Source organism: Streptomyces sp. NPDC037054, from assembly GCF_055606745.1.
This window is the reverse complement of record NZ_JBVJSJ010000002.1, coordinates 751652-778545: the sequence shown is the minus strand read 5'-3', so window position 1 is coordinate 778545 and position 26894 is coordinate 751652. Positions and strand designations below refer to the sequence as shown.

27 protein-coding genes, 1 tRNA gene and 1 pseudogene are annotated in these 26894 nt (G+C 72.9%); 12 read left to right on the top strand and 17 right to left on the bottom strand.

Annotated features, from left to right (window positions below):
* Window positions 1-86 precede the first annotated feature (86 nt).
* A complete protein-coding gene (locus ACZ7D7_RS08465; protein ID WP_470823162.1) occupies window positions 87-1244 on the top strand; it encodes a peptidoglycan-binding domain-containing protein in 1158 nt (385 codons plus the stop codon).
* Window positions 1245-1392: 148 nt separating this feature from the next.
* On the opposite strand, the gene ACZ7D7_RS08460 is transcribed toward ACZ7D7_RS08465, so the two are convergent.
* Entirely contained in the window at window positions 1393-2052 is a 660-nt protein-coding gene (locus ACZ7D7_RS08460; RefSeq protein ID WP_470823161.1) for an HAD-IA family hydrolase, read from the bottom strand.
* Between the two features lie 173 nt (window positions 2053-2225).
* Window positions 2226-2807 (bottom strand): TMEM165/GDT1 family protein, encoded by a 582-nt coding sequence (locus ACZ7D7_RS08455; RefSeq protein WP_470823160.1) that lies wholly within the window; start codon window positions 2805-2807, stop codon window positions 2226-2228.
* 403 nt (window positions 2808-3210) lie between these two features.
* On the opposite strand from ACZ7D7_RS08455, the gene ACZ7D7_RS08450 reads away from it, so the two are divergent.
* From ACZ7D7_RS08450 to ACZ7D7_RS08430, 5 genes are all read left to right on the top strand, one after another.
* Window positions 3211-3855: an HNH endonuclease family protein gene (locus ACZ7D7_RS08450; protein ID WP_470823159.1), complete on the top strand. Its 645-nt coding sequence runs from the start codon at window positions 3211-3213 to the stop codon at window positions 3853-3855.
* An 82-nt stretch (window positions 3856-3937) separates the two neighbouring features.
* Window positions 3938-5575, top strand: a complete 1638-nt coding sequence (locus ACZ7D7_RS08445; RefSeq protein ID WP_470823158.1) for an alkaline phosphatase D family protein — start codon at window positions 3938-3940, stop codon at window positions 5573-5575.
* A gap of 164 nt (window positions 5576-5739) precedes the next feature.
* Complete coding sequence (locus ACZ7D7_RS08440) at window positions 5740-7773, top strand: FAD/NAD(P)-binding protein (protein ID WP_470823157.1); 2034 nt, start codon at window positions 5740-5742, stop codon at window positions 7771-7773.
* Window positions 7774-7862: 89 nt separating this feature from the next.
* Window positions 7863-8309: a DoxX family protein gene (locus tag ACZ7D7_RS08435; RefSeq protein ID WP_470823156.1), complete on the top strand. Its 447-nt coding sequence runs from the start codon at window positions 7863-7865 to the stop codon at window positions 8307-8309.
* A 257-nt stretch (window positions 8310-8566) separates the two neighbouring features.
* The gene (locus ACZ7D7_RS08430) at window positions 8567-9178 is read left to right on the top strand and encodes a DedA family protein (protein WP_470823155.1); all 612 of its coding nucleotides are present in this window, start codon (window positions 8567-8569) and stop codon (window positions 9176-9178) included.
* 51 nt (window positions 9179-9229) lie between these two features.
* Here ACZ7D7_RS08430 and ACZ7D7_RS08425 read toward each other — a convergent pair whose 3' ends face one another.
* On the bottom strand, window positions 9230-9460 hold the full coding sequence (locus ACZ7D7_RS08425) for a DUF2277 domain-containing protein (RefSeq protein WP_470823154.1): 231 nt from the start codon (window positions 9458-9460) through the stop codon (window positions 9230-9232).
* A gap of 147 nt (window positions 9461-9607) precedes the next feature.
* On the opposite strand from ACZ7D7_RS08425, the gene ACZ7D7_RS08420 reads away from it, so the two are divergent.
* Window positions 9608-10510 carry a ketopantoate reductase family protein gene (locus ACZ7D7_RS08420; RefSeq protein WP_470823153.1) on the top strand — a complete coding sequence of 301 codons (903 nt, stop codon included), beginning with the start codon at window positions 9608-9610 and terminating at the stop codon, window positions 10508-10510.
* 161 nt (window positions 10511-10671) lie between these two features.
* Here the strand turns inward: ACZ7D7_RS08420 and ACZ7D7_RS08415 are convergent, their stop codons facing one another.
* Complete coding sequence (locus tag ACZ7D7_RS08415) at window positions 10672-11172, bottom strand: GNAT family N-acetyltransferase (RefSeq protein WP_470823152.1); 501 nt, start codon at window positions 11170-11172, stop codon at window positions 10672-10674.
* Between the two features lie 146 nt (window positions 11173-11318).
* Here ACZ7D7_RS08415 and ACZ7D7_RS08410 point away from each other — a divergent pair, with 146 nt between their 5' ends.
* On the top strand, window positions 11319-11672 hold the full coding sequence (locus ACZ7D7_RS08410) for a hypothetical protein (RefSeq protein WP_470823151.1): 354 nt from the start codon (window positions 11319-11321) through the stop codon (window positions 11670-11672).
* A 5-nt stretch (window positions 11673-11677) separates the two neighbouring features.
* Here ACZ7D7_RS08410 and ACZ7D7_RS08405 read toward each other — a convergent pair whose 3' ends face one another.
* The 4 genes from ACZ7D7_RS08405 to ACZ7D7_RS08390 all read right to left on the bottom strand — a co-directional run bounded on the left by ACZ7D7_RS08405 (window position 11678) and on the right by ACZ7D7_RS08390 (window position 13362).
* Complete coding sequence (locus ACZ7D7_RS08405; RefSeq protein WP_470823225.1) at window positions 11678-12319, bottom strand: DUF305 domain-containing protein; 642 nt, start codon at window positions 12317-12319, stop codon at window positions 11678-11680.
* A gap of 141 nt (window positions 12320-12460) precedes the next feature.
* Entirely contained in the window at window positions 12461-12892 is a 432-nt protein-coding gene (locus ACZ7D7_RS08400) for a DUF6153 family protein (protein ID WP_470823150.1), read from the bottom strand.
* Window positions 12893-12929: 37 nt separating this feature from the next.
* Window positions 12930-13268 carry a hypothetical protein gene (locus tag ACZ7D7_RS08395; protein WP_470823149.1) on the bottom strand — a complete coding sequence of 113 codons (339 nt, stop codon included), beginning with the start codon at window positions 13266-13268 and terminating at the stop codon, window positions 12930-12932.
* A gap of 22 nt (window positions 13269-13290) precedes the next feature.
* Window positions 13291-13362, bottom strand: a tRNA-Val gene (locus tag ACZ7D7_RS08390).
* A gap of 221 nt (window positions 13363-13583) precedes the next feature.
* Between ACZ7D7_RS08390 and ACZ7D7_RS08385 the strand changes: the two genes are divergently transcribed.
* The 3 genes and pseudogenes from ACZ7D7_RS08385 (at window position 13584) to ACZ7D7_RS08375 (ending at window position 16301) form a co-directional block, all read left to right on the top strand.
* A complete protein-coding gene (locus ACZ7D7_RS08385) occupies window positions 13584-14471 on the top strand; it encodes a DUF4097 family beta strand repeat-containing protein (protein ID WP_470823148.1) in 888 nt (295 codons plus the stop codon).
* A gap of 78 nt (window positions 14472-14549) precedes the next feature.
* Window positions 14550-15974 (top strand): hypothetical protein, encoded by a 1425-nt coding sequence (locus ACZ7D7_RS08380; protein WP_470823147.1) that lies wholly within the window; start codon window positions 14550-14552, stop codon window positions 15972-15974.
* A gap of 103 nt (window positions 15975-16077) precedes the next feature.
* Window positions 16078-16301 (top strand): annotated as a pseudogene (locus ACZ7D7_RS08375) (FmdB family zinc ribbon protein).
* An 88-nt stretch (window positions 16302-16389) separates the two neighbouring features.
* Here the strand turns inward: ACZ7D7_RS08375 and ACZ7D7_RS08370 are convergent.
* The 3 genes from ACZ7D7_RS08370 to ACZ7D7_RS08360 all read right to left on the bottom strand — a co-directional run bounded on the left by ACZ7D7_RS08370 (window position 16390) and on the right by ACZ7D7_RS08360 (window position 21039).
* On the bottom strand, window positions 16390-17202 hold the full coding sequence (locus ACZ7D7_RS08370) for an HAD family hydrolase (RefSeq protein WP_470823146.1): 813 nt from the start codon (window positions 17200-17202) through the stop codon (window positions 16390-16392).
* Window positions 17202-19790 (bottom strand): phosphoribosyltransferase, encoded by a 2589-nt coding sequence (locus tag ACZ7D7_RS08365; protein WP_470823145.1) that lies wholly within the window; start codon window positions 19788-19790, stop codon window positions 17202-17204. The genes ACZ7D7_RS08370 and ACZ7D7_RS08365 overlap by 1 nt, the downstream gene beginning before the upstream one ends.
* A 76-nt stretch (window positions 19791-19866) precedes the next feature.
* Window positions 19867-21039: an HpcH/HpaI aldolase/citrate lyase family protein gene (locus tag ACZ7D7_RS08360; protein WP_470823144.1), complete on the bottom strand. Its 1173-nt coding sequence runs from the start codon at window positions 21037-21039 to the stop codon at window positions 19867-19869.
* Between the two features lie 217 nt (window positions 21040-21256).
* Between ACZ7D7_RS08360 and ACZ7D7_RS08355 the strand changes: the two genes are divergently transcribed.
* Window positions 21257-22105, top strand: a complete 849-nt coding sequence (locus ACZ7D7_RS08355; RefSeq protein WP_470823143.1) for a TerD family protein — start codon at window positions 21257-21259, stop codon at window positions 22103-22105.
* 51 nt (window positions 22106-22156) lie between these two features.
* On the opposite strand, the gene ACZ7D7_RS08350 is transcribed toward ACZ7D7_RS08355, so the two are convergent.
* The 6 genes from ACZ7D7_RS08350 to ACZ7D7_RS08325 all read right to left on the bottom strand — a co-directional run bounded on the left by ACZ7D7_RS08350 (window position 22157) and on the right by ACZ7D7_RS08325 (window position 26609).
* Window positions 22157-22894, bottom strand: a complete 738-nt coding sequence (locus tag ACZ7D7_RS08350; RefSeq protein WP_470823142.1) for a TerD family protein — start codon at window positions 22892-22894, stop codon at window positions 22157-22159.
* A gap of 103 nt (window positions 22895-22997) precedes the next feature.
* Window positions 22998-24140: a DUF475 domain-containing protein gene (locus ACZ7D7_RS08345; RefSeq protein WP_470823141.1), complete on the bottom strand. Its 1143-nt coding sequence runs from the start codon at window positions 24138-24140 to the stop codon at window positions 22998-23000.
* A gap of 58 nt (window positions 24141-24198) precedes the next feature.
* The gene (locus ACZ7D7_RS08340; protein ID WP_470823140.1) at window positions 24199-24774 is read right to left on the bottom strand and encodes a TerD family protein; all 576 of its coding nucleotides are present in this window, start codon (window positions 24772-24774) and stop codon (window positions 24199-24201) included.
* Between the two features lie 104 nt (window positions 24775-24878).
* Window positions 24879-25454, bottom strand: a complete 576-nt coding sequence (locus ACZ7D7_RS08335) for a calcium homeostasis/redox stress adaptation protein (protein WP_470823139.1) — start codon at window positions 25452-25454, stop codon at window positions 24879-24881.
* 112 nt (window positions 25455-25566) lie between these two features.
* A complete protein-coding gene (locus ACZ7D7_RS08330) occupies window positions 25567-26025 on the bottom strand; it encodes a peroxiredoxin (protein ID WP_279549090.1) in 459 nt (152 codons plus the stop codon).
* Window positions 26026-26171: 146 nt separating this feature from the next.
* Window positions 26172-26609 carry a DUF3052 domain-containing protein gene (locus tag ACZ7D7_RS08325; RefSeq protein ID WP_279549089.1) on the bottom strand — a complete coding sequence of 146 codons (438 nt, stop codon included), beginning with the start codon at window positions 26607-26609 and terminating at the stop codon, window positions 26172-26174.
* Window positions 26610-26894: the final 285 nt, after the last annotated feature.

Here is a 26894-nt window from a genome sequence, read left to right as displayed (position 1 = left end):
TTCCGGGGGCTTGTCGCACATGATGTGGAGAAGATCTGGATAATCTCGGGAGTTCGCGAGGGGACGCGAAGGGAGGGGACGACCACATGACAGAGCCGAAGGGGCACGCGTGCCCGGAGTGCGGAACACCGCGCGAGCCGGACAACAGCCCGGCCTGCGCGTGCGCGCGGCGCGTTTCCGACGCCCTGCGCGACGCCCGCACCGCCGAGGCGGCAGCGGCCGAGGACTTCGACCCGCTGCGCATCAGGCCGTACGTCGAACTGGACGGCGCCGGGCCGCGGACGGCCGACGGGGGGTCGACGGCAGCCGAGGCGTCGACGGCGGCCGGGGCGTCGACGGCGGCCGGGGCGTCGACGGCGGCCGGGGCGTCGACGGCCGGGCTTCCGAAGGCGGGTCCGCGGGTGCCGCCCGCCGAGGCGACGATGCCGCTGCGTGCCGTGCCGCCGGAAACGCCCTCCACCGCCCCGGCGGGCGACGGCGGCTCCTCCCCCGACCGCACCTCCGTGCTCCCCACCCCCCTGGCGCCCCCGACCAGCGCGCCCAGCGACACCGACCTGCGCCTGTTCGAAGCGGCGGAGCCCCCGGGCGCCGGGCCGGCCGACGGGGACGACGACCGTGACGGCGTCGGCCCGCGGCGCCGGCGGCGGGCGCTGCTGCTCGGCGCGGCGGGCGGTGTCGTGGCGGTGGTCACGGCGGCCGGGTACGCGAGCGGGCTGTTCTCGTACGACACGCCGTCCCGGAACGCGGCCCTGCCGTCCGACCTGCGGGCGAGCGTCCCCGACGTCACCGCCGACGCGGTCTCCGAGGCGGCGGTCGGCAGCGCGTCCCCGTCCGCCGCACGGACGTCCGCCTCGCCGAGCCCGTCGGCCAGTGCGAGCGCGTCGCCGTCGCCGAGCCCGTCGCGGTCGAGCGCCTCCCCGAGCCCGTCGGCGGCGACGTCGTCGGCACCGGCGCCGGCCGTCACGGCGACCGGCAGCCTGTCGTCCGCCCCCGGCGACGGCGGGCGGGGCGACGGCACCCTGCTGCGCCGGGGCGACCGGGGACCCGAGGTCACCGAGCTCCAGCTGCGCCTGCACCAGCTGTACCTGTACGTGGGCGACGCCAACGGCCACTTCAACAACCAGGTGGAGAACGCCCTGCGCAACTACCAGTGGTCACGCGGCGTGGACACGGACGAGGGGCGGCTCGGGGTGTACGGCCCGGACACCCGCCGCAGCCTGGAGTCGGAGACCCGGGAGCCGTAGCGTCCGCGCGGGCGGGCAAGAAGCCCGCCCCGCACAGCCGCAGGGAAGACGCAGACGCGGCAAGAGCCCACGCGGCCATTTCGAACGGCGCCGGCGCCACAGAACGTACGCGGCCATGGGAACGGCGCCGGCGCCGCAGGAGCCCGCGTCACCCCACCCGCAGCCGCACGCCCCCGTCCGCCGTCGTCTCGACGCGGACCTCCGTCAGGTCCGTCACCAGCGCGTCCGGGCGGTGGAAGGCGGCGCGGGGGCCGACGCCCACGACGCGCATCCCGGCGGCGCGGGCGGCCGTGATGCCGGCGGCGGAGTCCTCGAAGACGACGCAGTCGGCGGGGTCCACGCCCAGTTCGGCGGCGCCCTTGAGGAACCCTTCCGGGTCGGGCTTGCTGGCGCCGACGGACTCGGCGGTGATCCGCACGTCGGGCAGCGCGAGCCCGGCGGCGGCCATCCGGGCGGTGGACAGGGCGACCGTCGCGGAGGTCACCAGGGCGTGCGGCACGCCAGCCAGGGAGGCGAGGAACTCGGGGGCGCCGGGGATGGCGACGACGCCCTCGGTGTCGGCGGTCTCCTCGGCGAGCATGCGGGCGTTGTCGGCGTGGTTCTGCTCCATGGGGCGGTCGGGCAGCAGCAGCGCCATGGAGGCGTAGCCCTGCCGGCCGTGGACGACCTTCATGATCTCGTCGCCGTCGAGCCCGTGCCGTTCGGCCCAGCGCCGCCAGACGCGTTCGACGGCGGCGTCGGAGTTGACGAGGGTGCCGTCCATGTCGAGCAGGAGGGCGCGGGCGGTGAGGTCGGCGGTGACCGGCATCGGCAGGCTCCAGAGCGGGGGGAACGGGGGCGGGACGCGAGGTCCGCCCCGGGGGGCAAAACGGCCCCGCCCGCCGGTCAGGGGAAACGGGCGGGAGCCACTTTGTTTCTCCACGGTACAAAACAAGCCGGGATACCGCCAGCCTCTCCGGCGACCGTTCACGCGACGTTCGCTCAGCCGGTCACGGCCTCCCACAGGCTCCACACGCCGAGACCGAGCATGAGCAGCGCCGCGATCTGCGTGATGAGCTTCAGCGGCACCCGCTTCATCAGGGCCTTTCCGCCGACGATGCCGAGGCCGGCGACCGCCCACAGGGCCAGCACCGCGCCGAGGCCGACGGAGAGCGGGTCGTCGTAGCGGGCGGCGAGGTTCGCGGTCATGATCTGCGTGAGGTCGCCGAACTCCGCGACCAGGATGAGCATGAAGCCCGCCCCGGAGACCTTCCAGAAGGACTGGTTCTCGGGCTTGCGGATCTCATCCTCGTCCTCGTCCTTCTTCAGCAGCAGCATCGCCGCGCCGGCCAGGAACAGCACGCCCGTGAGCGCGTGCACGATCTGCTGCGGCAGCAGCGTCAGCACGCTGCCCGCCGCGACGGCGAGCGCGACGTGCAGGGCGAAGGCGGCGGCGACGCCGGCGAAGACGTACGAGGCGCGGTAGCGGGTGCCGAGGACGAGGCCGGCGAGGGCGGTCTTGTCCGGCAGTTCGGCGAGGAAGACGACGCCGAAGACGAGCGCCGTGACGGACAGGCTGATCAAGGGTTCCTCAATCGGTCGGGGCTGCCCCACCGAGAGTGCTGAGCCTTTGCGCACGACACCTCGGCACGGCAGCACACGGATCACCCGCGCCTGACGGCACGGGCGTGCACTGCTCTGCCGAAGGTCTCGCTGGCCGGTCCCGGTGTCGGGGCCCGCCTCCGGGCGCCGGCTCAGACGAGCTGAGCAGTATGTCGACGGTCCGGCGAAGAGCTACTCCCCTTCTGCGCACCCCATGGTACGCGACCGGCGCACCGCACTCCGATCGCAATTGGATGCCGCACGCCCATGGACGCGACATGTACGCGTCACTAGCTTCTTACCGAACACACACCCCACCGCAATACGGCGTCGCGAGCATTCCCGTGCTCGCTTCACAACGCCCGCACCCCCCAAGGGAGTTCGTATGGCCACGTTCTACGCGCGTCGACGCTTCGGCATCCTGCTGGCGCTCGCCGGACTCATAGCCTCCGTCGGGCTGTTCAACGCCCCGACCGCCTCCGCCGCCCTGCCCACGCCCGTCAGCGGCGCCACCGCCCGCAGCTACCTCGCCACGCTCCCCGTGCGCACCGAGAACCGCACCGGCTACAACCGTGATCTGTTCCCCCACTGGATCACCATCAGCGGCGCGTGCAACACCCGTGAGACCGTCCTGAAGCGCGACGGCTCGAACGTCGTCACCGACTCCTCCTGCTACGCCACGAGCGGCAGCTGGTACTCCCCGTACGACGGCGCCACCTGGACCGCCGCCTCGGACGTCGACATCGACCACCTCGTCCCGCTCGCCGAGGCCTGGGACTCCGGCGCCGGCTCCTGGACCACCTCCCGCCGCCAGGCCTTCGCCAACGACCTGACCCGCCCGCAGCTCCTCGCGGTCACCGACAACGTCAACCAGGCCAAGGGCGACCAGGACCCGGCCACCTGGATGCCGTCGCGCTCCACGTACCGCTGCACCTACGTCCGCGCCTGGGTGCAGGTGAAGTACTACTACGGCCTGTCCGTCGACTCGGCCGAGAAGTCCGCGCTCACCAGCTACCTCGCCAACTGCTGACACAGCGGTTCCAGAGGTCCCGGAGCCTCCCCTCCCGGGCCGTCGCCCCGTACCGTACGGGGCGACGGAGGAGGGTGATCACGTGGCAGGACTGCGGCTGGGACCGCTGCTGAGGTACGCGGGCGGCCCGTCGGCGACCGTCTGGGTCGAGACGAGCCGCCCGTGCGCCGCCGAGGTGCGCTGCGCCGACGGCGCGCACGGCACGGCCCGCACCTTCCAGATCGCGGGCCACCACTACGCCCTGGTCCCGGTGACGGGACTCACACCCGGCTCGGCGACCCCGTACGAGGTCTTCCTCGACGGGGTCCGCGTGTGGCCGATGCCCGACTCGCCGTTCCCGCCGTCCGTGATCCGCACGCCCGGCGAGGACGGCGAGGTCCGGGTGGCCTTCGGCTCGTGCCGCTGGGCCTCGCCGCCGGCCGGCGGGCACGACCCGGTCGGACCCGACGCCCTGGACACGCTCGCCGCGCGCATCGCCGCCGACCCGGAGGGCGAACGGCCCGACGTCCTGCTGCTGTTGGGCGACCAGGTGTACGCCGACGAGGTCTCCGACGCGACCCGGCAGTGGCTCGCCGCCCGCCGCGACCTCGCGGACCCGCCGGGCGCCCAGGTCGCGGACTACGAGGAGTACACCCGCCTCTACTACGAGTCGTGGCTCGACCCCGAGGTGCGCTGGCTGCTGTCCACGGTGCCCACCTGCATGATCTTCGACGACCACGACGTCATCGACGACTGGAACACCTCCGCCGCCTGGCTCGCCGACATGCGGGCCACGCCGTGGTGGCGGGAGCGGCTGCTCAGCGGCCTGATGTCGTACTGGGTGTACCAGCACCTCGGCAACCTCACCGCCGCCGAACTGGCCGCCGACCCGCTCTACGCCGACGTCCGCGCGAGCGCCGACGGCACGGACGTGCTGCGCACCTTCGCCGCCGGGGCCGACGCCGACCCGGCCTCGGTCCGCTGGAGCTACCGGCGCGACGTCGGCCGCGTACGGCTGCTGATGGTGGACACGCGGGCGGCGCGGGTGCTGGACGAGAAGCGCCGGGCGATGCTGGACGCGGGCGAGGCGGCGTGGCTGCGCGAACAGGCCCTGGACGAGCGGGAGTCGTACGACCACCTGCTGCTCGGCACCTCGCTGCCGTGGCTGCTGCCGCACCTCGTGCACGACGTGGAGAACTGGAACTCCGCCGTGTGCGGGGGCGCCAAGGGCGAGCGCTGGGCGCGGACCGGCGAACGGGTGCGGCGCGCCGCCGACCTGGAGCACTGGGCGGCGTTCCCGGAGTCCTTCGAGGCGCTGGCCGACCTGATCGCCGAGACCGGCAGCGGGCCCGGGGCACCGGCGACGGTGTGCGTGCTGTCCGGGGACGTGCACCACGCGTACGTCGCCGAGCCGACCTGGCCGGGCCGGGCGCCGGACGCCCGGGTGGTGCAGCTGACCTGTTCGCCCGTGCACAACTCCGTCCCGCTGTCGATCCGGCTGGGCTTCCGGTTCGGCTGGAGCGCCCCGGCGCGGGCCCTGGGCCGGGTGTTCGCCCGGCACGGGCGGGTGCCCCGGCCGTCGGTCAAGTGGCGCAAGAACGGCGGCCCTTGGTTCGGCAACCAGCTCATGACCCTGACGCTGCGCGGGCGTTCGGCCCGGCTGCGACTGGAGCGGGCCCGTGCTGAAGGTGCCTCCGGGCCGCGGCTGACGACGGTCACGGAGTCCGAACTCACCCCGTAATTTCGCCCGGTGCGCCTGTTTGTCGGGCGTTGGGACGGCGTGTCCCGGGATGCTCGTGAGGCATCCCACAGTGGGGCCGGTTCCTGCCGCCCGGAGGTCGGCGGCCCGGCGCGGCGACGGCATGATGAGCCGGACCGTCCGCTTCCAGCGGGCGGTCCGCCGCCATGAGCCCGCACTGCCACGCGCCCACACGCCCGGGAGTCAGACCCTTGCCCGCACCGACCGAGGACCCCGCCGAGGCCCCGACCGCGATATCCGTACCGGCGCAGCGGAGGGCCGGTGGCGACGCCGGGCGCGGCGCCGAGGTCCGTGTCGCGATCGTCGGCGCCGGGCCGCGCGGGACCAGCGTCCTGGAACGGCTCTGCGCCTCGGCGCCCGAACTCCTGTTGCCCGGCGTCCGGTTGACGGTGCACGTGGTCGACCCCGACCCGCCGGGGCCGGGCCGGGTGTGGCGCACCGCGCAGTCCCCCGAGCTGCTGATGAACACCGTGGCCTGCCAGGTGACCCTGTTCACCGACGACAGCGTGGACTGCTCGGGGCCCGTCCGGCCGGGCCCGAGTCTGTACGAGTGGGCGTCCGGCGCGGCGGGCGGCACCGCCGGGGACCGCGAGCCGGCCCTCGGCCCCGACGACTATCCGACCCGCGCCCAGTACGGCCGTTACCTGGCGTGGGTGTTCGCGACGACGGTCCGCTCCGCGCCGCCCGGGGTGCGGGTGGTGACGCACGCGGCCCGCGCGACCCGCCTCGACGACACCCCGGACGGGCGCCAGGCGCTCACCCTGGACGACGGCCGGGTGCTGCCGGGGCTCGCGGCCGTCGTCCTCGCGCAGGGCCATCTGCCGGTGGCGCCGGACGCGGAGCAGCGGCGCCTGGCCTCGTACGCGGACCGGCACGGCCTGCGGTACGTGCCGCCCGCGAACCCGGCCGACGTCGACCTGTCGTCGCTCGCGCCGGGCGAGCCGGTACTGCTGCGCGGCCTGGGCCTCAACTTCTTCGACCACATGGCCCTGTTGACCACCGGCCGGGGCGGCCGTTTCGTGCGCGACGACGCCGGGCTGCGCTACGTGCCGTCCAGCCGTGAGCCGCGCCTGTACGCCGGTTCGCGCCGCGGTGTGCCGTACCAGGCGCGCGGCGACAACGAGAAGGGGCCGTACGGGCGGCACACCCCGCTGGTGCTGACCCCGGAGGCCGTCGCGGCCTTCCGCAAGCGCGCCGACTCCGGTGACGCGCCGGACTTCCGCGCGGAGATCTGGCCGTTGGTCGCCAAGGAGGTGGAGACCGTCTACTACGCGTGCCTGACCGGCCGGACGGACTTCGCCGACCGCTTCCTCGCCGTGCCGCACGGCGACCCGCGCGAGGGCCTGCTGCTGGACGAGTTCGGGGTGGCCGCCGCCGACCGCTGGTGCTGGGAGCGGATCTCCCGCCCGTACGGGACGCGGACGTTCGCGGATCCCGGCGAGTGGCGCGACTGGCTGCTGGCGTACGTGCGCGAGGACGCCGCGCAGGCCGCCCTCGGCAATGTGCGCGGCCCGCTCAAGGCCGCCCTGGACGTGCTGCGCGACCTGCGCAACGAGCTGCGGCTGATCGTCGACCACGGCGGGCTGACCGGCGCCTCCCGGCGCGATCACCTGGACCGCTGGTACACCCCGCTCAACGCCTTCCTGTCCATCGGCCCGCCCCGGCGCCGTATCGAGGAGCTGGCCGCGCTGCTGGAGGCGGGCGTGGTCGAGGTGCTGGGCCCGCGTGTGGCGGTGCGGTGCGAGGACGGGGCGTGGCTGGCGCACTCGCCCGACGTGCCGGGTTCCGGGGTCCGGGCGACGACGCTGGTCGAGGCGCGCCTGCCGGAGCCCGAACTGCGCCGGACCGCCGACGCGTTGCTGGCCGGCCTGCTGCGCGACGGGCGGTGCCGGGCGCACGTGGTCGGCGGTTACGAGACGGGCGGCCTGGACGTGACGGGGCGTCCGTACGCCGTGATCGACCGGCAAGGGCGCCCGCATCCGGGGCGGTTCGCCTTCGGCGTGCCGACGGAGGGGGTCCACTGGGTGACCGCGGCCGGTGCCCGTCCAGGGGTGGATTCGGTCACGCTTTCGGACGCCGACGCGGTGGCGAGAGCCGTGCTACGTGCGGCAACTCCCGGGGCGCGGTTGCAGCATGAGGAAATCCTTCGGCCAAATGTTGAACTTGCAAGCTTTGATTAGGGATACCTAACGTTGGCAGTGACCCGTTCGGTCCCGTCCCCCGCCGGCCTGCCCCCACGGGCCGGTGCTACCGAAGGAGTTCCCCCTCCATGACCACCCCCCTCAACAAGGCACAGCCGTATGCCCTGGGCCTGTTCCGCATCGTGACCGGCCTGCTGTTCACCTGCCACGGCGCGTCCTCGCTCTTCGGCGTGCTCGGTGGCGCCCACGGCGGCGGCACCGTCGAGACCGGCTCCTGGCCGGGCTGGTACGCGGCCGTCATCCAGCTCGTCTGCGGCGGCCTCGTGCTCGTCGGCCTCGGCACCCGCGCGGCGGCGTTCCTCGCCTCGGGCTCCATGGCGTACGCGTACTTCAAGGTGCACCAGCCCGAGGCGCTGTGGCCGCTGCAGAACGGCGGCGAGCCCTCGGCGATGTTCTGCTGGGCGTTCCTGCTGCTGGTCTTCACCGGCTCCGGCGCCCTCGGGCTCGACCGGTTGCTGCGGCGCCGCTCCGCCGAGACCGGCGAGCCCCAGCGGCAGGCGCCGGTCGCGGTCTGACCGATCGAGCGACACCTGGACGACGCCCTCCCGCGCGGCATGCGCGGGAGGGCGTCGTCGCGTTCGGGCCGTCGGGGCGGTGGTGGCGCCGTGAACGCGGCGTCGTGGGTGAACGCGCCGTGCCCAACACGCGAGCCCCCCGTGAACCCCCGGTCACGCGTCGCGCGTACGCTGTATGGCTGTCACGGCCACCCCTGCCGCTCCCCCCGCGTCATCGCGGCACGGTCTGGCCCACGGGGGAACGACGGGGAGTTGCGGTGCTGGAGAGTATGGGGCCACTGACCGGTAGCCCATGGATCTACGCGGTGGTGGCGCTGTCGGTGCTGCTCGACGTCTTCCTGCCGGTGCTGCCCAGCGGCGTGCTCGTGATCACGGCGGCCACGGCGGCGGCAGCGGGCACGGGCGCGGCGACCGGCAAGGTGCCCGCCGACGTGCCCGACATCCTGCTCCTCACGCTGTGCGCGGCGACGGCGTCCGTGCTGGGCGACATGGTGGCCTACCGCATCGGCTGGCGCGGCGGACCCCGCCTGGACCGCGTGATCGCCCGCTCGCGTCGCCTCACCGGTGCGCAGGAACGTCTCGGCGCGGCGCTCGCGCGGGGTGGCGGCGCGCTGGTCGTCCTGGCCCGGTTCGCGCCGGCCGGCCGCTCCCTGGTCTCCCTCGGCGCCGGGGCCGCGCACCGCCGGGTCCGCGAGTTCCTGCCCTGGTCCGCGCTGGCGGGCCTGTCGTGGGCGGCGTACAGCGTGGCCCTCGGCTATCTCGGCGGCCACTGGCTGGGCGCGACCTGGCACGCCACGGCGGTGTCCGTGGCGGCGCTGTTCGCGGCCGGGTCGGGGGCGGCGTACGTGATGCGACGGAGGCCGGCGTAGGGCGGGCCGGCTGGGCGTGTCCGAGGGTGGGAACGGGGTGGAGGTGCGGGATCAGCCCGCCCGTCGGACCGACTGTCCCCGTACCTCCAGGCCGGCCAGCAGGTCGGCCGTGGCCTCGGCGATCGCGTCCACGGCGCGGTCGAAGACCTCCTGGTTGTGCGCGGCGGGGGCCCGGAAGCCGGACACCTTGCGCACGTACTGGAGGGCGGCGGCCCTGATGTCCTCCTCCGTGGCCTCCTCGGGCAGGGCGGGCGGACGAAGCGTCTTGATGCTGCGGCACATGCACCCAGTCTCGCGCTTCCCGGGGAAACCGTCACGGGAAACCGTCACGGGAAAACCGCGCGGGAATACCGCCGCGCCCGGTCCGATTGAGCGGAACATGATCGCAGCGGCCACCGTTCCGGGGCCGACCGACGAGAGGACCGACACATGGCGCACGACACATCCACGGTGGCCGTACTGGGCCCGGGCGGCGTGGGCGGACTGCTCGCCGCGCTGCTGGCGCGGGCCGGGCACCGGGTGATCTGCCTGGCCGGCGAGGAGACCGCGCACACCCTGCGCACGGACGGGATCCGCGTCCGCAGCGGACAGTTCGGCGACTTCACGGCCCGCGTCACGGCGGACACGGAACTGCGCGAGCCGGTCGACGCCTGCCTCGTCGCGGTGAAGCACACGAGCCTGGCCGCGGCCCTCGACCGCGTCCCGCCCGGCGCGCTCGGCGACGGCCTGCTCGTACCGCTCCTGAACGGCGTCGAACACCCGGCCGCCCTCCGCTCCCGCTACGGCACCGACCGCGTCGCCCCCGGCGTCATCCGCGTCGAGTCGACCCGCGTGGCACCCGGCGTCGTGGCGCACGGCAGCCCGTTCACCGAGGTCGACCTGGCCGGCGACCCGGTGCCCCGCGCGCGTCTCGACGCCCTGGCCGCCACGCTGACCGCCGCCGGCCCCGCGACGCGGGTGCTGGACGACGAGGCGGCGGCGCTGTGGGCGAAGATGTCGTTCCTCGCGCCGCTCGCGCTGCTCACCACCCGGCACCGGCTGCCCCTCGGCGAGATCCGCACCCGGCACCGCGACGAGCTGACCGCCCTGGTGACGGAGACGGCGGCGATCAGCGGCGCGTCCGGCGGCCCGGCGGACCCGGCCGGGGCCCTCGCCCGCTACGACGCCTTCCCGCCCGGCATGAAGTCCTCGATGCAACGGGACGCGGAGGCGGGCCGCCCCCTGGAACTGGACGCGATCGGCGGCGCACTGCTCCGCGCGGCCCAACACCACGGCGTGCCCGCGCCGGTGACGACCCGTGTGGTGCGGGAGCTGACGGAGGGCGGGTACTGACGGGGGCGGGCTGCGGGCTGCGGGGGTGAGGCGCAGGGGGTCGAGGTGCGGAGGCGGCCGGTCTCCGGCGCGGGGGCGTCGCCGCAGCCGCCCGGCCCGTACGCCGCCCCGCCCGTAGGCCGCCCGTCGCGCCCCGCGGGTCGCCGTCGCTGCCCCGCACGTCAGCCGGCCAGGTCCCACCGCCAGTCGTTCGACGTGATCGGGTTCCCCTTCGGGTACTCGAACCCGACCGGTCCGAGCAGGGTGAACCCGGCCCGGCGGCACACCCCGTTGGACGCGAGGTGCTCCACCTTCGGGAAGGCGTGCAGGTACCGGTGTCTCCCGGCGTCCCGCGCCGCCTCGGCGACCGCCCGCGCCGCGCGCACGGCGAGCCCTCTGCCCTGGAACTCGGGCAGGATGCCCCACCCGGTCTCCCACACCGTCCCGCCCCGCCACTCGTGCTCCCAGTAGCCGATGGTGCCGGCCGTCGCGCCGCCGTCAGCCAGGACGACACGGAACATCCCGCCCACCGCCGTATCGACATACCGGCGGTGCCGGGCGAGGAGCTTCTCCTCGGTCTCAGGACCACCCAAGTGCTCGGTCATCTCCGGGCTGTTGTGGCGGCGCAGCAGCCAGAGGTCCGCGTCCGCGTACGGCACGAGCCGCACCTGTTCACCCTGCATGCCACCAAGCTAGGACAGGGGTCTGACAACCGGCCCGGGAGCGACGGGCGGCCGGCCTCCTGCGGCGCTTCCACCGGCACGCTCGTTCGAGTGAAGCGACGGGTGGGAACTCGCGCCTCAAATTCGAACAGGCGTATCATTGGGCCGTGGCAACGACCTATGACTTTCCGAGTGACCTCCTCGCCGGTCAGGAGGAACTGCATCAGGTCCGGGCCGAGCTGTCGGCCCTGCTGAAGCGCCTCCCCTGGTCGGTGGAGCCGCTGGACGGCTTCAGCGACGACAACGGCTGGCGGAAGGTCGAGCGCCCGGCCTCACCGGGCTGGACGGCCGACGAACAGGCCGAGGTGGAAAAGCTCCGGCAGCGCGAGCGGGAGCTCGCCGTGTTCGTCAGCACCCACCGCTACTGGACGGAACTGTCCGGCCCCGACCGGATGCACGCCCGCTCCGAACTCAAGCACGCGCACGAGGCGCCGCCGGAGGACCCCGGCGACGCCTCGTAGCACCGTCAGTCCTTGCCGAGCAGCTTGTTCATCTCGGCGATCTCCTCGCTCTGCGCGGTGGCGATGGCGTCGGCCAGCTTCGTGGCCGGACCGTAGCGGCCCTCGGCCTTCTCGGTGCCGGCCATCTCCACGGCGCCCTCGTGATGCTCGATCATCAGCGTCAGGAACATGGTGTCGAACTCCTTGCCCGACGCCTTCTCCAGCTCGGCCATGTCCTTCTCCGACATCATCCCGGGCATGCCCCCGTGCCCGGAGTGCGCCGAGTGGTCCGCGCCGGGCGACGCCGCCGGCACGTCCTCGCCCCAGGTCTCCAGCCAGCCGGACATGGTCCGGATCTCCGGGTCCTGCGCCTTCTCGATACGCGCGGCGAGGTCCTTGACCGCGGCGGACCCGGCCCGGTCGGCGGCCAGGCGGGCCATCTCCAGAGCCTGCCGGTGATGCGGGATCATGCCCTGCGCGAAGGCGACGTCCTGGGCGTTGTGCGAACCGGCCGAGGCGCCGGCCTCCGCGGTGGCCCCGGCGCTCGCGGACGAGGAGCCGTGGCCCCCGTGTCCGCCGTCGCCGTCGCCACCACAGGCGGCCAGGGCGACCCCGGCGACGGCCGTGACGGCGACGAGGCCGACGCGCCGCGCGAGCCTATGGCGCATGAGCGCAGGGGCGCCGGTCATGGTGGCGCTCCGGGTGCTGGTCTTGATGGTGGTGCTGGTCATACGTGAACTCCTGCTGAGGCGAAACGAATTGCGGCACGCTGCGGCGCCGCGCCGACAGGCGCGGTGCGGGAGCGGTGCCTATATCCGCAGGAGTTGGAGCTCGGCGAGGGAGGGCGGCGCGCGTGCGCCGTCCGGCGCCTGGGCCGCGTACGCCCGTACGGCGTCGGCGCGGGCCGCCGCCGGAACCGGGTCGAGGACGAGCGCGGGCAACACCGGCCCGCCGCCCACCGCCCCCGACGCACAGGTCGGGTCGGCGTGCCGTACGTGCCCGCCCCCGCCGGCGTCGGCGCACCCCAGGACGGGATCGGTCACCGCGGCGGGCGTCACGGCCGCCCCATGAACGGCATGAGCCCCGGCATGATCGTGGCCGTGGTCGTGCCCCACGCCCCCGCCGGGCCCGAGCCCGTGCATGGCCAGCACGCCGGCCAGCACCCCCAGCACGCACGCGACCCGCCACCACCACAGGGGTGATCGCCGGTCGTACGCTCGGGGGCCGTTCACGGACGTCATCCTAGAGACCCCGTCGGCCCGGAGCCGAAGCGGTGGGTCAGCAGCTCTCGCCGTCCTTCACCGCGAACAGCGTCACGGGCGTGTCCGTCGGATAGGTGCCGGCCTCGGGTTTCTGGCTGCACACGACCCAGTTGCGGTCGAAGACCTGCAAGCGGTTCTGGCCGCTGGCGTCCTGGTCGTCGAGGACGAAGAACCCGGCGGCCTGCGCCTCGTCCTGTCCCTCTGAGGATAAATCGCGGGTTGCGGGCGTACGACTTGTGAAGGACCTGTGTGGTTGCCTCGGGCCGGCAGAAGTGACCTGTTCGTGATCATTGGGATGCCGCAGGACAACACAAAACCGCCCCACCCCCTGCACGGGGATGGGGCGGTCTGTCACTGACGCGGACCTGGACGGCCGGTGGGCGCGGACGGTTTCGAACCGCCGACATCCTGCTTGTAAGGCAGGCGCTCTACCCCTGAGCTACGCACCCAGAACGAGTCGACAGCCTACCTTGCCGGGGGCGCTGTCCCGCAAACCCGTTGTCGGGCCGCGGACCAGTAGGGGAACGGCGGGGGTTAACCCCACCCCGGATCCGGGAGCGGCCCGGATCCCCCGGGGGCGCCGTCGTCCGTACGGTCGAAGAGCCCGCGCAGGAGCGGGCAGGCACCGGCAGCGGAGTCGCCGCGCCGGACGTCCCAGGGGGAGACCGTCATGTCCCGTACCGCCCGTCGTACCGCCTCCGTTCGTGCCGCCGCCGTCGCCGGTGCCGTCGCGGTGCTGGTGGCGGGAGCCGGCGCCTGTGCGTCCGCCGGGGAGGACGAGGACCCCGAGCGCCGGACCTTCGCGCTGTCCGGCCGCACCCTCACCGTCGACTCCGACGACTCGCGGCTGGAGATCGTCGCGGCGGACGGGCAGAAGGCCGGGACGGTCGGCGTCACCCGCTGGTTCGACGGCTCGGTCGCGCTCGGTGGCGAACCCGAGGTGACCTGGACGATGAACGACGACCGGCTGGTGCTGCGCCTGAAGTGCTCAGGAGTGGTCGCCGACTGCGACGCCAAGCACCGCATCGAGGTGCCGCGCGGCGTCGCCGTCAAGGTCGAGGACGGCGACGGCTCCGTGCGCGCGAGCGGCTTCCGCGAGGCCCTCGACATCCGCACCGGCGACGGCTCGGTCCGGGTCGACGGTTCCAGTGGCCCCCTGCGCGTCCGCACCGGTGACGGCTCCGTGCGCGTGAGCGGCTCCAGCGGAGCCGTCCGCGTCCGCACCGGTGACGGCTCCGTGCGGGTCACGGACACCTCCGGGCCGGTCCGGCTGCACACCGGCGACGGCTCGGTGCACGCCGAGGTGTCCTCGCGCGAGGTGTCCGCCCGTACGACGGACGGCTCGGTGCGGCTCGAACTCGGCGCCGTGCCCGATCTGGTGGAGGCCCGCACCGGCGACGGCTCGGTGACGATCGCGGTGCCCCGCGAGACGTACCGCGTGACGACCGGGACGGGGGACGGCTCGGTCGACGTGTCCGTGCCCAGGAGCGACACGAGCGCCCACGTGGTGTCCGCGCACACCGGCGACGGGAAAGTCACGGTCCGGACCGCGAACTGATCGGCCCGTGTGTTCGTCCTTAACCGGTGGGAGAATGACAGGACACCGGGCAGGGCGGACACAGCACGGGAGAGGGATGTGACGGCGACACCATCGCGGCCGTACTCGCCGTTCGCGCCGCGCGCGCGCCGCCGCGCTCCCCGTACACCGGGCCCGCGCGCACGCCGCGCGGCCCGCGCCCCCGGACCGCTGCGGGACGCGCTGACCCTGATCGCGCTGCCGCTGACCGCCGTGCTCGTGCTGCCCGCCGCGTTCGCCGGCGGCGGCACCCGGCGCTGGTTCGGCGGGCGGGCCGAGAGCCAGCGGGCCGAGGCGCAGGCCGCGAAGGACGCGGCGGCCGCCGCCTTCTACGAGCTGGACACCGCCCAGCGGGACCTGCGGATCTCCATCGAGACGATCACCGCCGTCGACGCCTCCCCCGCGGCCCGCCGGGCCGTCACCGACTTCGAGGCGCTCGGCCGCCGCATCGACGAGGCCAGCCACCGGTACATCGACGCCGTGGACGCCCACGACCTCGACCGGGACGACCTGGAGGCGTCGGTCGCCGCCCGCGCCCGCGCGGAACTGACCGAGGCCAAGGGCGAACTGGACCGGGTGAAGCAGGAGCTGGACCGTTTCACCGAAGGGCTCGGCCCGCTGCTCGGCAAGGCCGAGACCCAACTGGCCCGCCTCGCGCCCGCCGTGGAGCGGGCCCGGCAGTCCCTGCTCGCCGCCTCCAACGCCCTGGACGCGGCGCGGGGTTCGGGCCTGCGCGCGGACGACCTCGCCGCCCGGCTCGCCGCGCTCGCGCCGGAACTGACCCGGCTGAACCAGGGCGCCGGACAGCACGGTGTGCCGCAGACGCTGGAGCGGGCCGAGCGGGTCACGCGCGAGGCCGAGGCGGTCCGCGCGGAGGCGGAGCGGCTGCCGGAACGGGCCGCCGAGATCGGGCACCGGCTGGTGTCGCTGCGCACCCGCGCCGAGGCCCTGACCACGCGCACCGAGCAGGTCGAGCCCGTCCTGAGCGAGCTGCGGCGCCGCTTCACGGCCGCCTGCTGGCAGGACCTCCAGCACGTGCCGGACCAGGCCGTGGAGACGGTACGGCAGGCCGAGGCGAAGCTGCGCGAGGCGGCGACCGCCCGCGACGAGCAGCGCTGGCCGGACGCGACGGCGCTGCTGTCGACGGTGCGGGCGCTGCTCAACGCGACGGACGAGGCGGTGTCGGCGGCCGGCGACCGGCTGCGGCGGCTGAACGCCGTGCAGAAGGACCCGCAGGCGGAGATCGAGCGGACCCGGTTCGCGATCCGGGACGCGCAGCGCCTGGCGATGGCGGGCCGCAACACCCCGGACCCGCGGCACGCGCGCCCGCTGGACGACGCGGTGGCCCGCCTGGACCGGGCGATCGGCACGCTGGAGGGCCGGCACCCCGACTACTGGCGCTTCCTGACGGAGACGGACGCCGTGCGCCGGTCGGTGGCCGACGTGGTGTCGCGGATACGCGAGGAGCGCGGCGCGGGCCACTGACCGCGGACCACGGACGGGACCGCCGGGCAGGTTTTCCACAGGCCGGCGGCGGGCGTTTTCCACAGGCCTACGACGTGCGGGCGGCGGCCGTTAATCTGTGCGCATGCCTCGCTACGAGTACCGCTGCCGGACCTGCGGCGACACGTTCGAACTGAGCCGTCCCATGGCGGAGTCCGCCGCCCCCGCGAGCTGCCCGCGGGCCACGACGACACGGTGAAGCTGCTGTCGACGGTCGCCGTCGGCGGTTCGGCTTCGGCGTCCGCGCCGGCCCCCGCCCCCAGACAGGGCGGCGGAGGCGGCTGCTGCGGCGGGGGCTGCTGCGGCTGACCCCACCGGGCCGGGGCGGCCCGACCGGTTACCGGGCCGTGCCGCGCCCGACCGGCTACCGGCCGGGGTGCCCCCCGGCCGACTGCCGCTACGCGCTCCCGCGCACCTCACGCAGGAACTCCCGCAGGATGCGCTCCCCCGCGAGCACGCCCCGCTCGGGGAGGGCGGTGATCGCCGGTGCCGTCCAGTCGGCGTCGGCGAGTTCGCCGTGGCCGGGGCGCCAGCCCCGGTCGGCGGCCAGCAGCAGGTCGGCGTCGAGGAGGGAGTCTCCGGCGGCGAGGGTGAGGGCGGCGCCGGTGCGGCGGGCGACCTCGCGCATCGCGGCGCTCTTGGTGAGCGGCTTCGGCACGGCGTAGATCTTGCGGCCCTGGAGGGACACCGTCCAGCCGCGGTTCTCCGCCCACACCGCGAGGTCCTTCACCCACTCCTCGGGCAGCAGGTCGCGCTCGACGACGAGGTAGGCGAACAGGTCCTCGGCGACGCGGTGCTTGCGCACCCACAGCGGGTCGGCCGTGTTCATGAGGTGCTCGCGCACCTCGGTCAGCGGCGCGCACTCGTCGGCCAGCCGCGCGGTCACGCGCGCGTGCCACTCGGGGTCGGAGACGCCGTCCACGAGCAGGTGACCGCCGTTGGCGCAGATCGCGTACTTCGGGGGCGGTCCCGGCAGGTTGATGCGCTGGTACTGCTTGCGGGTGCGGGTCGTGGTGGGCACGAACAGCGCCGCGTCACCGAGGTCGGTGAGCAGCTGAGCCGCCGTCTCCGTCAGGTAGGACAGCGGTTTGCTCTCGTGGACCTCCACGCACAGCAGCCGGGGCGCCCGGGCGTCCGGCATGGTGAGGGCGAGGGCCGCCGCCGAGTAGATGAGCGTGCGGTCGAGGTCGCTCGCGACGAGTACCGGCATCAGAGGGTCACCGCCCGGCCGTCGGCGCCGGTGGCGCCGCGTGTGAAGCGCGGGTGGATCAACCCGACGCAGGTGTAGGGGAGTTCGGCGACCTCCTCGACGGGCACCCCGCGCTGCTCGGCGAGCAGTCGCACGTGGTCGAGGTCACTTCCGGCGTTCTGCCGGGCGAGGATCTTCCACGGCACGCGGCGCAGCAGCACCCGGGTGGTCTCGCCGACTCCGGGCTTGACGAGGTTCACGTCGTGGATGCCGTACTCCTCGCTGATGCGCTCGACGGCCGCCCAGCCCTCCCAGGTGGGGTCGCGGTCGGCGGCGAGGAGTTCCTTGACCTGCCGGTCGACGGCGTCGGTGACCTCGGGGAAGCGGGCGGAGACGGCGTCCAGGAAGGCGACGGAGACGTCGGCGCCGGCGAGTTCGCGGTAGAACTTCGCGCCGTGGTAGTCGTGCGGGCCGACGAGGTCGGCGCGCAGCACGGTGCGGGAGATCAGGCCGGAGACGGTGGAGTTGAGGCAGGCCGAGGGGATGAGGAAGTCCTCGCGGGTGCCGTAGGTGCGGACGCAGGAGCCGGGGTCGGCGAGGACGGCGATCTCCGGGTCGAAGCCGGTGATGCCGTCGCTCTCCTCGAACTCGCGCAGGGCGGCGGCGAGTTCGCGGGTGATGGCGCCCTTGCCGGTCCAGCCGTCGACGAACACGACGTCGCGCGGGTCGTGGTCGGCGGCCAGCCGGCGCAGCGCGTTGGCGTCGATGCCGCGGCCCCGCACGATGGACACGGCGTAGTGCGGCAGGTCGAGGCCGTGCCGGTGCTGGGCCCAGCGGCGCATGAGGATGCCGATGGGGGTGCCGGCGCGGGCCAGGGAGACGAGGACGGGTCTCGGGGAGCGCTCGGCGAGGATCAGCTCGGTCACGGCGCCGGCGGCCTGCGCGATGCGGGCGGCGGAGGTGTCCAGCGCGGCCTGGAACAGCTCCTGGTACTGGTCGCTGGGCTGGTACTCGACGGGCAGGGACTCGGCGTAGTGGGCGCCGCCGCTCTGGATGGCCTCCTCGCGTTCCTCGGTGGGCGCCTCCAGGGTCACGTCCGAGAGGTCCTGGAGCAGCCAGCCGACCTCCTCGGGCGGGTACGAGGAGAAGGCGGGGCCGCGGAGGGGCTCGGGCAGCATCGGGGGCCTTTCGGTGGGGACGTACGACGGCACGACCGCGAGCAGGACCCGGGGGGTGTGCGCGGCGAGCGCGGCGAGCAGTCCGTCGGGCGCGTGCAGGGCGGGGGTGTCGGCGACGGAGTCGACGACCGCGACGACGGCGTCGAAGCCGGCGCCCGCGACGTTGTAGGCGTAGCGCTCGCCGGGGCCGTCGGCCGGGTCGTCGTGCGCGGAGAAGACCAGGCGGGTGCGTATGGCGTAGCCGGGGTCGTCGACGGCGAGGACGGGTGAGCGGGTGGTGGTGGAGAAGCGGACGTCGGCGCCGGCGGTCTGCTCCAGTTCGCGGGCGAGTCGCAGCGGCGCGTACATCAGCTCCTCGAAGCCGAGGACGAGCACGCGGCGGGCGTCGGCGGGCAGGGCCTCGGCGAGGCGGGCCGCCATGGCGGGCAGGGCGGCCTCCAGGCGGGCGCGGTGCGCGGGCGTGAAGCCGTGCCGACCGCCGTCGGGCACGCCGCGGGGCCAGCGCAGGTCCACGCGGGTGACGTGGGGGCGGCCAGGGGGCTGGGCGTGAGGGCGGGCGCGGGCCTCGCCGGGAAGCGGCCCCGCGGGCGTCGGACCGGCCGTGCCGGCGCGCTCCGCCCCGTCCGGCGCCGCCGGCTCCCGCTCGTGCCGCACCGCCGGCTCCCGCTCATGGCGCGTCACCAGCTCCTGCCCCTTCTCCAGCACCCCCTCGGGCAGCTCCACGGTGCCCGCGGCGGCCGTCACCAGGTCGACGCGGGCGCCGATCTCCCGGGCGAAGTCCGCGAGGCGGCCCGCGTCGGCCGGCGACCGCATGTCGACGAGCGCGACCACGACGTAGCGCCGCCGCGGATACCGCTCGTGGAGGTCCCTGATGGTGTTGAGGACCGTGTTGCCGGTGGAGAACTCGTCGTCGACGAGGACGAGCGGGCCGTCCCCCGCCAGCAGCGCCGGGTCGGCGGGCAGCAGCAGGTGGGACGTGGCGTGCGAGTGGGACTCCTCGAAGCCGCCGGCCGTGGCGACGCCGTCGACCGGGCGGCGGGTGGAGTGCAGGTAGGGGGCGAGTCCGACGCCGTCGGCGACCGAGTGGCCGAGGCCCGTCGCGGTCTCCGCGTAGCCGAGGACGACCGCGTCGGCGGCCTCGGAGCCCAGCAGCTCGCGCACCCGGCGGCCGAGCCGGAACCCGTGGCCGTAGACGACGGACGGCGACTGCGGCACGTGTTTGCCGAGCACGTTGGACACGAGCAGGTGGGCCCGTTTCGGGTTGCGGCGCAGGGCGAGGCCCAGCAGGCCGGTCAGCGAGTCGTCGCCGGCCAGCCGCACGCCGAGCCGTTCGGCGACCCAGCGCCCGGACCATATGCCGTCGGTGCCGTCGGACGGCCCGTCCTGCTCCCCGTATCGCACGCGCTCGTGCACCTCCCTGTTCGCCTTCATGAATATCCTGCGCCCGAGCCGGAACCGAAATCGTGTTCCCGGCCGGGCCGGGTGCCGGTTTTCGGATACCCGCCGGTCACTCGCTGTCCGTGAGACCGGCGGCGAGCAGCTCGACGAAGCCGATGTCCTCGTTGGCGACGCCGAACGCCTCGGCGCGCAGCATCGTGCGCTCCGCCCAGGCGCGGTGGGGCTTCACCTCGTTCATCTTGTTCGTGTACGCCGACCTCAGCACGCCCCCGCCGCACCGCTCGGGCCGCAGGATGTCCTGGGCGTCGCTGAACTCCTCGTGGCTGACGACGGACAGCGCGTGCACCGGCAGCACGTGGGAGGGGTGGATGCAGGTCTTGCCGAGCAGGCCGTTGGCGTGGTCGAGGGAGATCTCCCGCAGCAGGCCGTCCATGGCGTGCTCGATCAGTTTCTCGCGCAGTGCCACGGCCTTCACCTCCAGGAAGGGGCTCTGCCGCAGCTGCGGCTTGAACATGCGCTCCTGGACGCGGAAGTACTCCCACACGGGCCCGGTGACGGTGAAGCCGGTGCCGTCGGCGCGTCCCAGCATGTTGACCACGTCGGAGATCACGGACGCGACGACCTGCACGTCGTAGGCGGTCATGTCGGGGCCGCGGCGCAGGCCGTAGGAGGAGCAGAAGTCGGTGACGCCGAGGCGGAGCGCGAGGACCCGGTCGCGGTACTTGTCGACCGCGCGGAAGATGCCCTCCAGGGTGGCCACGCGCGTCTCCCGGTAGAGCAGCTCGGGGGACTCCAGGACGGGCATCGCGAACAGCCGCCGGCCGCAGGCGGCCTCGGCGCCGGCGAGGGCCTCCAGGAACGCCATGCCGCGTTCCTCGGTGAACTTCGGCAGCACGAACCCGGACAGCAGCCGGACGGCGGGGCCGAGCCTGCGCACCAGGTCGGGGATCTGCTCGGGCGCCCGGACCCGGACGAACAGCAGCGGCGGGTCGGCGCCCGGCCGTCCGGCGAGGTCGGTGAACTGCCGGACGAGGTTGTCCTCGCCCGCCGGTACGTCCGCGTCGTCGATGGAGTCCTCCAGGCACAGCACCATCGACACCACGCCGCGGGCGGCCTGCTTGAGGATGTCGTCCGCGAGTCTGGGCCGGGTGGCCGGACTGTAGAGCGTGGCGCCCAGTGCCGCGGACAGCAGCCTGGTCGGGGAGTCCGCGGTGAACTCGCTGGGCTCCCGGTGGAAGATACGTTCCCGCACCTCAGGGGCGATGTGCCCGAAATGCCGCATAAAACTCCCCCGTGGTGTCTTGGTGACCCTTGGTCCGTCCAAGGTGGCCGGTAATAGTACGTAGAAGTCCGTGTCGGGGGTTCCCAGCAGGCATGAACTCCACGTAACGCGCACACGCCGATCGGCCGACACGACGCCCCCCGTGTTCCCCGGGACGGCCACCGGAATCCCCTCCCCCGCGTTGTCGTGACCAGGACCGACAGGGCAGGATGACCGCATGACGCACGCGATGCTGAAGGGGTCGAACGTCCCGCTGGAAGCCACCACGGTACGTGCCGTGCTGCGCTGGACTCCCGGGCAGGGGGTCCCGGACGTCGACGCCTCCGCGCTGCTCCTCGGCCCCGACGGTCGCGTGCGCTCCGACGAGGACTTCGTCTTCTACAACCAGCCCCGGCACCCCTCCGGGCAGGTCTGGCGGCTCGGCAAGAAGCGCGACGCCGAGGCCCTCACCGACACGATCCAGACAGACCTCTTGGGTGTCGAGGCCTCCGTGGGGCGGATTCTGCTGGTCGCCTCGGCGGACGGCGTCACCTTCGACCGCGTACAGGCGCTGCGCATCCTGCTGTACGACGCGACGGCCGCCGACGCCGAGCCAATCGCGTCCTTCGACGTCAAACCGGAGACCGGCGAGGAGACCGCGCTGATCTGCGGCGAGCTGTACCGGCGCGGGGAGGGCTGGAAGTTCCGCGCGCTCGGCGAGGGCTACAGCAACGGCCTGAAGGGCCTGGCCACCGACTTCGGCATCTCGGTGGACGAGTCGGAGCAGCAGTCGGAGCAGTCGGAGGGCCCGACGCGGGTCACCCCCCGTCCGGAGGTCTCCCAGCCGCTCCCGCCGGAGCAGCCCACGGCGGCGGTCCCGGCCCAGCCCGCCTACGGCTATCCGCAGCCCCAGCCTCAGCCTCAGCAGCGGCCGTCGTACGGCTACCCGCAGCCCACGAGCGCGGCACCGGCCTACGGCTATCCGCAGCCGGCCCCGGCGGCCCAGGGCTACGGCTACCCCCAGCCGGCCGGCCCCGACCCGGACTTCCGGCTGCCTCCCCAGGGCCCGCAGTTCATCGGGCGGTAGGCGAGCGGCTGGAGCGGGTGAGGAGCGGGCCGGGCCGCGCGGTGGGGCGGGTCAGCGGTCCGCCTTGGACTTGTAGCCCCGCCCCCACTGCAGTCCCCACCCGTACAGCCGGTCCAGCTCGCCCTGGAAGCCGTAGACGAACTTCACCTCGCGCCGGACCATGATCTCGCCCTTGACGTTCTCGAGCATCACCACCGCGCAGGAGCGGGCCTGCGGGTGCCGCTCGTCGAGGCCGATCTCGATGCGCGGCCCGTTGCTGGGGAACAGCGTCACGATCGCGTGCGTCCGGTCGAACGCGGGCGTCTGGTCGTAGATGTAGACGAACACCAGCAGCCGCTTGATGTTCTCGCGGTGGTCGAGGTTGACGTACAGCGTCTCGCCGGACGCCGAGCCGAACCGGTCGTCGCCGCTGATCTTGACGTACGGCGGCGCGTTCACGTCCCCGAGGTAGCCGCCGAGCGGCTGGACGACGCCCTTGGTGCCGTCCTGGAGTTCGTACAGGCAGCCGAGGTCGAGGTCGACGTTGACCATGCTCTGGCTGTGGCCCATGACCTCCGGCGGCTTCAGCGCCTTGAAGGGGTGCCGCAGCAGGCTCTCACGCTGCGAGCCGCCGATGTCGGACGTCCGCATGCGCCAGTTCAGGTTGACGCGCAGGTGGCCCGTGGCCGCGCCCTGCTTCGTCAGCGACACCTGACTGTGCCGTTTGGTCAGCTCGATGGCGTTGCTGGACGCGCTGCCCGAGTCGAAGTCGGCCCGGCGTCCGCGCCACAGACCGTCCAAGATGCCCAATTCCCGCCCCCACGTTCACTTGTGGACCGACCGAAACGGGGCGGCCGCCCAGGACTCCTCCTGACGGCCGCCCCGCACAGAGCGTTCCTCACCCGGTCGGGTGTCACACCCCGGACGACACCTCGGTCTTGTCGTCCGAACCCGCTTCGCCCTCGGCTGCCGCCAGCGCCTTGTTGCGCCGCACGGAGGACCAGAACGACCAGCCGATCAGGGCGACGCCGATCAGGCCGGTGATCAGCTCGTGGATCTCGTACTGGATGGTGATCAGCAGGATCATGGCGAGCGCGCCGATCGCGTAGTGCGCGCCGTGCTCCAGGTACACGTAGTCGTCGAGGGTGCCCTGGCGGACCAGGTACACGGTGAGCGACCGGACGTACATGGCGCCGATGCCGAGGCCGAGGGCCATCAGCACGATGTCGTTGGTGATGGCGAAGGCGCCGATGACGCCGTCGAAGGAGAACGACGCGTCCAGGACCTCCAGGTAGAGGAACATGAAGAACGCGGCCTTGCCCGCGAGGGCGACCGCGGAGCGCGGCTTGCCCTTCTTCGCGGCCTCTTCCTCCTGCTCGTGCTCGCGTTCCTCCTCCTCTTCGAGCTTGTCCTCGAAGTAGCCGGAGAGACCACCGACGATCATGTACGTGATCAGACCGGCGACACCCGAGAGGAGGACCGTCTCCGCCTTGTTCGCCGGCCCCGCGTGCAGGTGGGCGTGGGTCGCGAAGGTCATGGCCGTGATCAGCAGGATGATCAGGGCGATGCAGACCGACAGCATGTCGACCTTGCCGAGCTTGGCGAGCGGGCGCTCGATCCAGCCGAGCCACTTGATGTCACGGTCCTCGAAGATGAAGTCGAGGAAGATCATCAGCAGGAACATGCCACCGAACGCGGCGATCGCCGGGTGGGCGTCGGTGACGAGCTCCTGGTAGCGATCCTTGTCGGTGAGCGCGAGGTCGACGGCCTCGATCGGCCCCAGCTGGGCGCTGACGGCGACGATGACGACGGGAAAGACCAGTCGCATGCCGAAGACGGCGATCAGAATGCCGATGGTGAGGAAGATCTTCTGCCAGAAGGCATTCATCTTCTTCAGGATGCCGGCGTTGACCACCGCGTTGTCGAACGACAGCGAGATCTCGAGTACGGAGAGGATCGCCACGATGCCGAAGGCGGTCCACCCCCCGTAGAAGACCGCTGCGACCAGTCCGAGCGCGGTGACCGCGAACGACCAGCCGAAGGTTTTCAGAACCACTGGCTACCCAATCCCTTGTGTACGGGGTGTACGGGTCTCCCCCGCGCCGCACCCGGCTTTACGAAACGTTGACTCCGAAGTCTAGAGCGATGCCTCGCAGCCCCGACGCGTACCCCTGTCCCACGGCTCGGAACTTCCACTCGCCCTGGTACCGGTACACCTCACCGAAGATCATCGCGGTCTCCGTGGAGGCGTCCTCGCTGAGGTCGTAGCGGGCGAGTTCCTGGCCGTCGGCCTGGTTCACCACGCGGATGAACGCGTTGCTGACCTGGCCGAAGGTCTGGCCGCGCTCGTCGGCCATGTGGATGGAGACCGGGAAGACGATCTTGTCGCACTGCGCGGGCACCTTGGAGAGGTCGATCAGAACGGACTCGTCGTCGCCGTCGCCCTCACCGGTGAGGTTGTCACCGGTGTGCTCCACCGAGCCGTCCGGGCTCTTGAGCTGGTTGTAGAAGATGAACCACTCGTCGCCGAGCACCCGGCCGCCGCTGCACACCAGCGCGCTGGCGTCCAGGTCGAAGGGGGCTCCGGTGGTGGAGCGCGCGTCCCAGCCGAGCCCGATCATCACCTGAGTGAGGTTCGGTGCGGCCTTGGACAGGGAGACGTTGCCTCCCTTGGCGAGCGTGACGCCCATGTTCTGGTCCCTCCCCGGGTGATGCTGCTGTCTTTGGTTGTCCTGCGCGTCCGGCGCCGCACGCAAACCGTGCGGCGCCGGACGATGCGGGCGTGCGCCCCGCGTCAGACGTTCACGCCGAAGTCCTGCGCGATGCCGCGCAGGCCCGAGGCGTAGCCCTGGCCGATGGCGCGGAACTTCCACTCCGCGCCGTGCCGGTACAGCTCGCCGAAGACCATCGCGGTCTCCGTGGAGGCGTCCTCGGACAGGTCGTAGCGGGCGATCTCCGCCTCGCCCGCCTGGTTCACGACGCGGATGAACGCGTTGCGGACCTGGCCGAAGGACTGCTGGCGGTTCTCGGCGTCGTAGATCGAGACCGGGAAGACGATCTTCTCGATCTCGGCCGGGACGGCGGCGAGGTTGACCTTGATCTGCTCGTCGTCGCCCTCGCCCTCACCGGTGATGTTGTCACCGGTGTGCTCGACGGAACCGTCGGGGCTCTTGAGGTTGTTGAAGAAGATGAAGTGCTGGTCGTTGGCGACCTTGCCGGTGCTGTTCAGCAGCAGGGCGCTGGCGTCGAGGTCGAAGTCCGTGCCGGTCGTGGTGCGCACGTCCCACCCCAGACCGACGATGACCGCGGTCAGGCCCGGAGCCTCCTTGGTCAGCGAAACGTTGCCGCCCTTGCTGAGGCTGACTCCCACGAGTCCTCCATTGGTGTCCTGGGGCCGGGGAGCCCCGTAGTGCTGGATGTCGGATCAACGAGTCGATCCTAGTGACGGGTTCCCGTGCGTCGCAGGCCCTGGCGGGCAGGAATCACAGGGTGTCGAGCGCCTTCACGTAGTCGTTCAGGTCGCGGGCGTCCGGCAGGCCGTTGACGACGGTCCAGCGCACGACGCCCTCCTTGTCGATGATGAAGGTTCCGCGCACGGCGCAACCCTTGTCCTCGTCGAAGACGCCGTAGGCGCGCGAGACGTTGCCGTGCGGCCAGAAGTCGGACAGCAGCGGGTACTCCAGGCCCTCCTGCTCGGCGAAGACGCGCAGGGTGTGGATGGAGTCGTTCGAGACGGCGAGCACCTGGGTGTCGCGGTCCGAGAAGTGGGGCAGGTGGTCCCGCAGTTCGCAGAGCTCACCGGTGCACACGCCGGTGAAGGCGAACGGGTAGAAGAGCAGGACGACGTTCTTGTGACCGCGGAAGTCGGAGAGCTTCACGGTCGCGCCGTGGTTGTCCTTGAGCTCGAAGTCGGGGGCCTTTTCGCCGACCTGGATCGCCATCGCGCCGGGTGTCCCTTCGGTGGGGCTGTTCGGGTGGTGGGTCCACCCTACGCAGCGATCACCGGGGACCCTCGGACGGGCCGGGACCTTCGGACGGACCGGGCGCGACGGCCCGGCCCGTCCGGTGGGTCATGTGCCGGCGGGGGTCACTTCTTGGACTTGGCCGCCTTGGGCGTGGCCAGGCGGCTTCCGCTCCAGTCCTTGCCCACGCTGACGCTCTTGGACGCCGTCAGCCCTGCCGTCGTGGCGGCTTCCGAGATGTCGCTCGGTTCCACGTACCCCGCACGGCCGGTCTTCGGCGTGAGGAGCAGGATCGCGCCGCCTTCTTCGATGTACGTGGTGGCATCCACCAGCGCATCCGTCAGGTCGCCGTCGTCGTCACGGAACCACAGCACAACGGCGTCGGCCACGTCGTCGTAGTCCTCGTCGACCAGGTCGCCCTCGACGACTTCCTCGATGGCCTCGCGGAGTTCCTGGTCCACGTCGTCGTCGTAGCCGATCTCCTGGACCACCTGCCCGGGCTGGAACCCCAGCCTGGCGGCAGGGTTCGTCCGCTCCTCCGCGTGGTCCGCGGTCGCGCTCACGGGTTGCCTCCTGATCATGTCTTGGAATCTCTGTACCCCCCGCTCTGTCGAGCTCGGGGGAATCTCAGCCACGCGCGTGCGCGAAGCATTGGCCGTAGTCCACACGGGCGGGACGGATCGCGCAAGTACCCGGCCTCCGGGACCGCCGAAACGGTGACGATCCTGACCGTGTCACCGCAAGTCCGTGCACATCATCCCGGCCCATGGTGACGCACACCACACCTTTCTGCCCTGTTTGCGCATTTGGGAACCGTCCACGGGTACGAGACTCGAACGACTTCGCCG

Excerpts from the sequence above, each read along its gene's own strand:
- ACZ7D7_RS08465 (WP_470823162.1), top strand. The coding sequence starts at position 87 with ATGACAGAGCCGAAGGGGCACGCGTGCCCGGAGTGCGGAACACCGCGC.
- ACZ7D7_RS08460 (WP_470823161.1), bottom strand. The coding sequence starts at position 2,052 with ATGCCGGTCACCGCCGACCTCACCGCCCGCGCCCTCCTGCTCGACATG.
- ACZ7D7_RS08450 (WP_470823159.1), top strand. The coding sequence starts at position 3,211 with ATGGCCACGTTCTACGCGCGTCGACGCTTCGGCATCCTGCTGGCGCTC.
- ACZ7D7_RS08440 (WP_470823157.1), top strand. The coding sequence starts at position 5,740 with ATGAGCCCGCACTGCCACGCGCCCACACGCCCGGGAGTCAGACCCTTG.
- ACZ7D7_RS08435 (WP_470823156.1), top strand. The coding sequence starts at position 7,863 with ATGACCACCCCCCTCAACAAGGCACAGCCGTATGCCCTGGGCCTGTTC.
- ACZ7D7_RS08425 (WP_470823154.1), bottom strand. The coding sequence starts at position 9,460 with ATGTGCCGCAGCATCAAGACGCTTCGTCCGCCCGCCCTGCCCGAGGAG.
- ACZ7D7_RS08420 (WP_470823153.1), top strand. The coding sequence starts at position 9,608 with ATGGCGCACGACACATCCACGGTGGCCGTACTGGGCCCGGGCGGCGTG.
- ACZ7D7_RS08415 (WP_470823152.1), bottom strand. The coding sequence starts at position 11,172 with ATGCAGGGTGAACAGGTGCGGCTCGTGCCGTACGCGGACGCGGACCTC.
- ACZ7D7_RS08405 (WP_470823225.1), bottom strand. The coding sequence starts at position 12,319 with ATGCGCCATAGGCTCGCGCGGCGCGTCGGCCTCGTCGCCGTCACGGCC.
- ACZ7D7_RS08400 (WP_470823150.1), bottom strand. The coding sequence starts at position 12,892 with ATGACGTCCGTGAACGGCCCCCGAGCGTACGACCGGCGATCACCCCTG.
- ACZ7D7_RS08385 (WP_470823148.1), top strand. The coding sequence starts at position 13,584 with ATGTCCCGTACCGCCCGTCGTACCGCCTCCGTTCGTGCCGCCGCCGTC.
- ACZ7D7_RS08370 (WP_470823146.1), bottom strand. The coding sequence starts at position 17,202 with ATGCCGGTACTCGTCGCGAGCGACCTCGACCGCACGCTCATCTACTCG.
- ACZ7D7_RS08365 (WP_470823145.1), bottom strand. The coding sequence starts at position 19,790 with ATGAAGGCGAACAGGGAGGTGCACGAGCGCGTGCGATACGGGGAGCAG.
- ACZ7D7_RS08360 (WP_470823144.1), bottom strand. The coding sequence starts at position 21,039 with ATGCGGCATTTCGGGCACATCGCCCCTGAGGTGCGGGAACGTATCTTC.
- ACZ7D7_RS08355 (WP_470823143.1), top strand. The coding sequence starts at position 21,257 with ATGACGCACGCGATGCTGAAGGGGTCGAACGTCCCGCTGGAAGCCACC.
- ACZ7D7_RS08340 (WP_470823140.1), bottom strand. The coding sequence starts at position 24,774 with ATGGGCGTCACGCTCGCCAAGGGAGGCAACGTCTCCCTGTCCAAGGCC.
- ACZ7D7_RS08330 (WP_279549090.1), bottom strand. The coding sequence starts at position 26,025 with ATGGCGATCCAGGTCGGCGAAAAGGCCCCCGACTTCGAGCTCAAGGAC.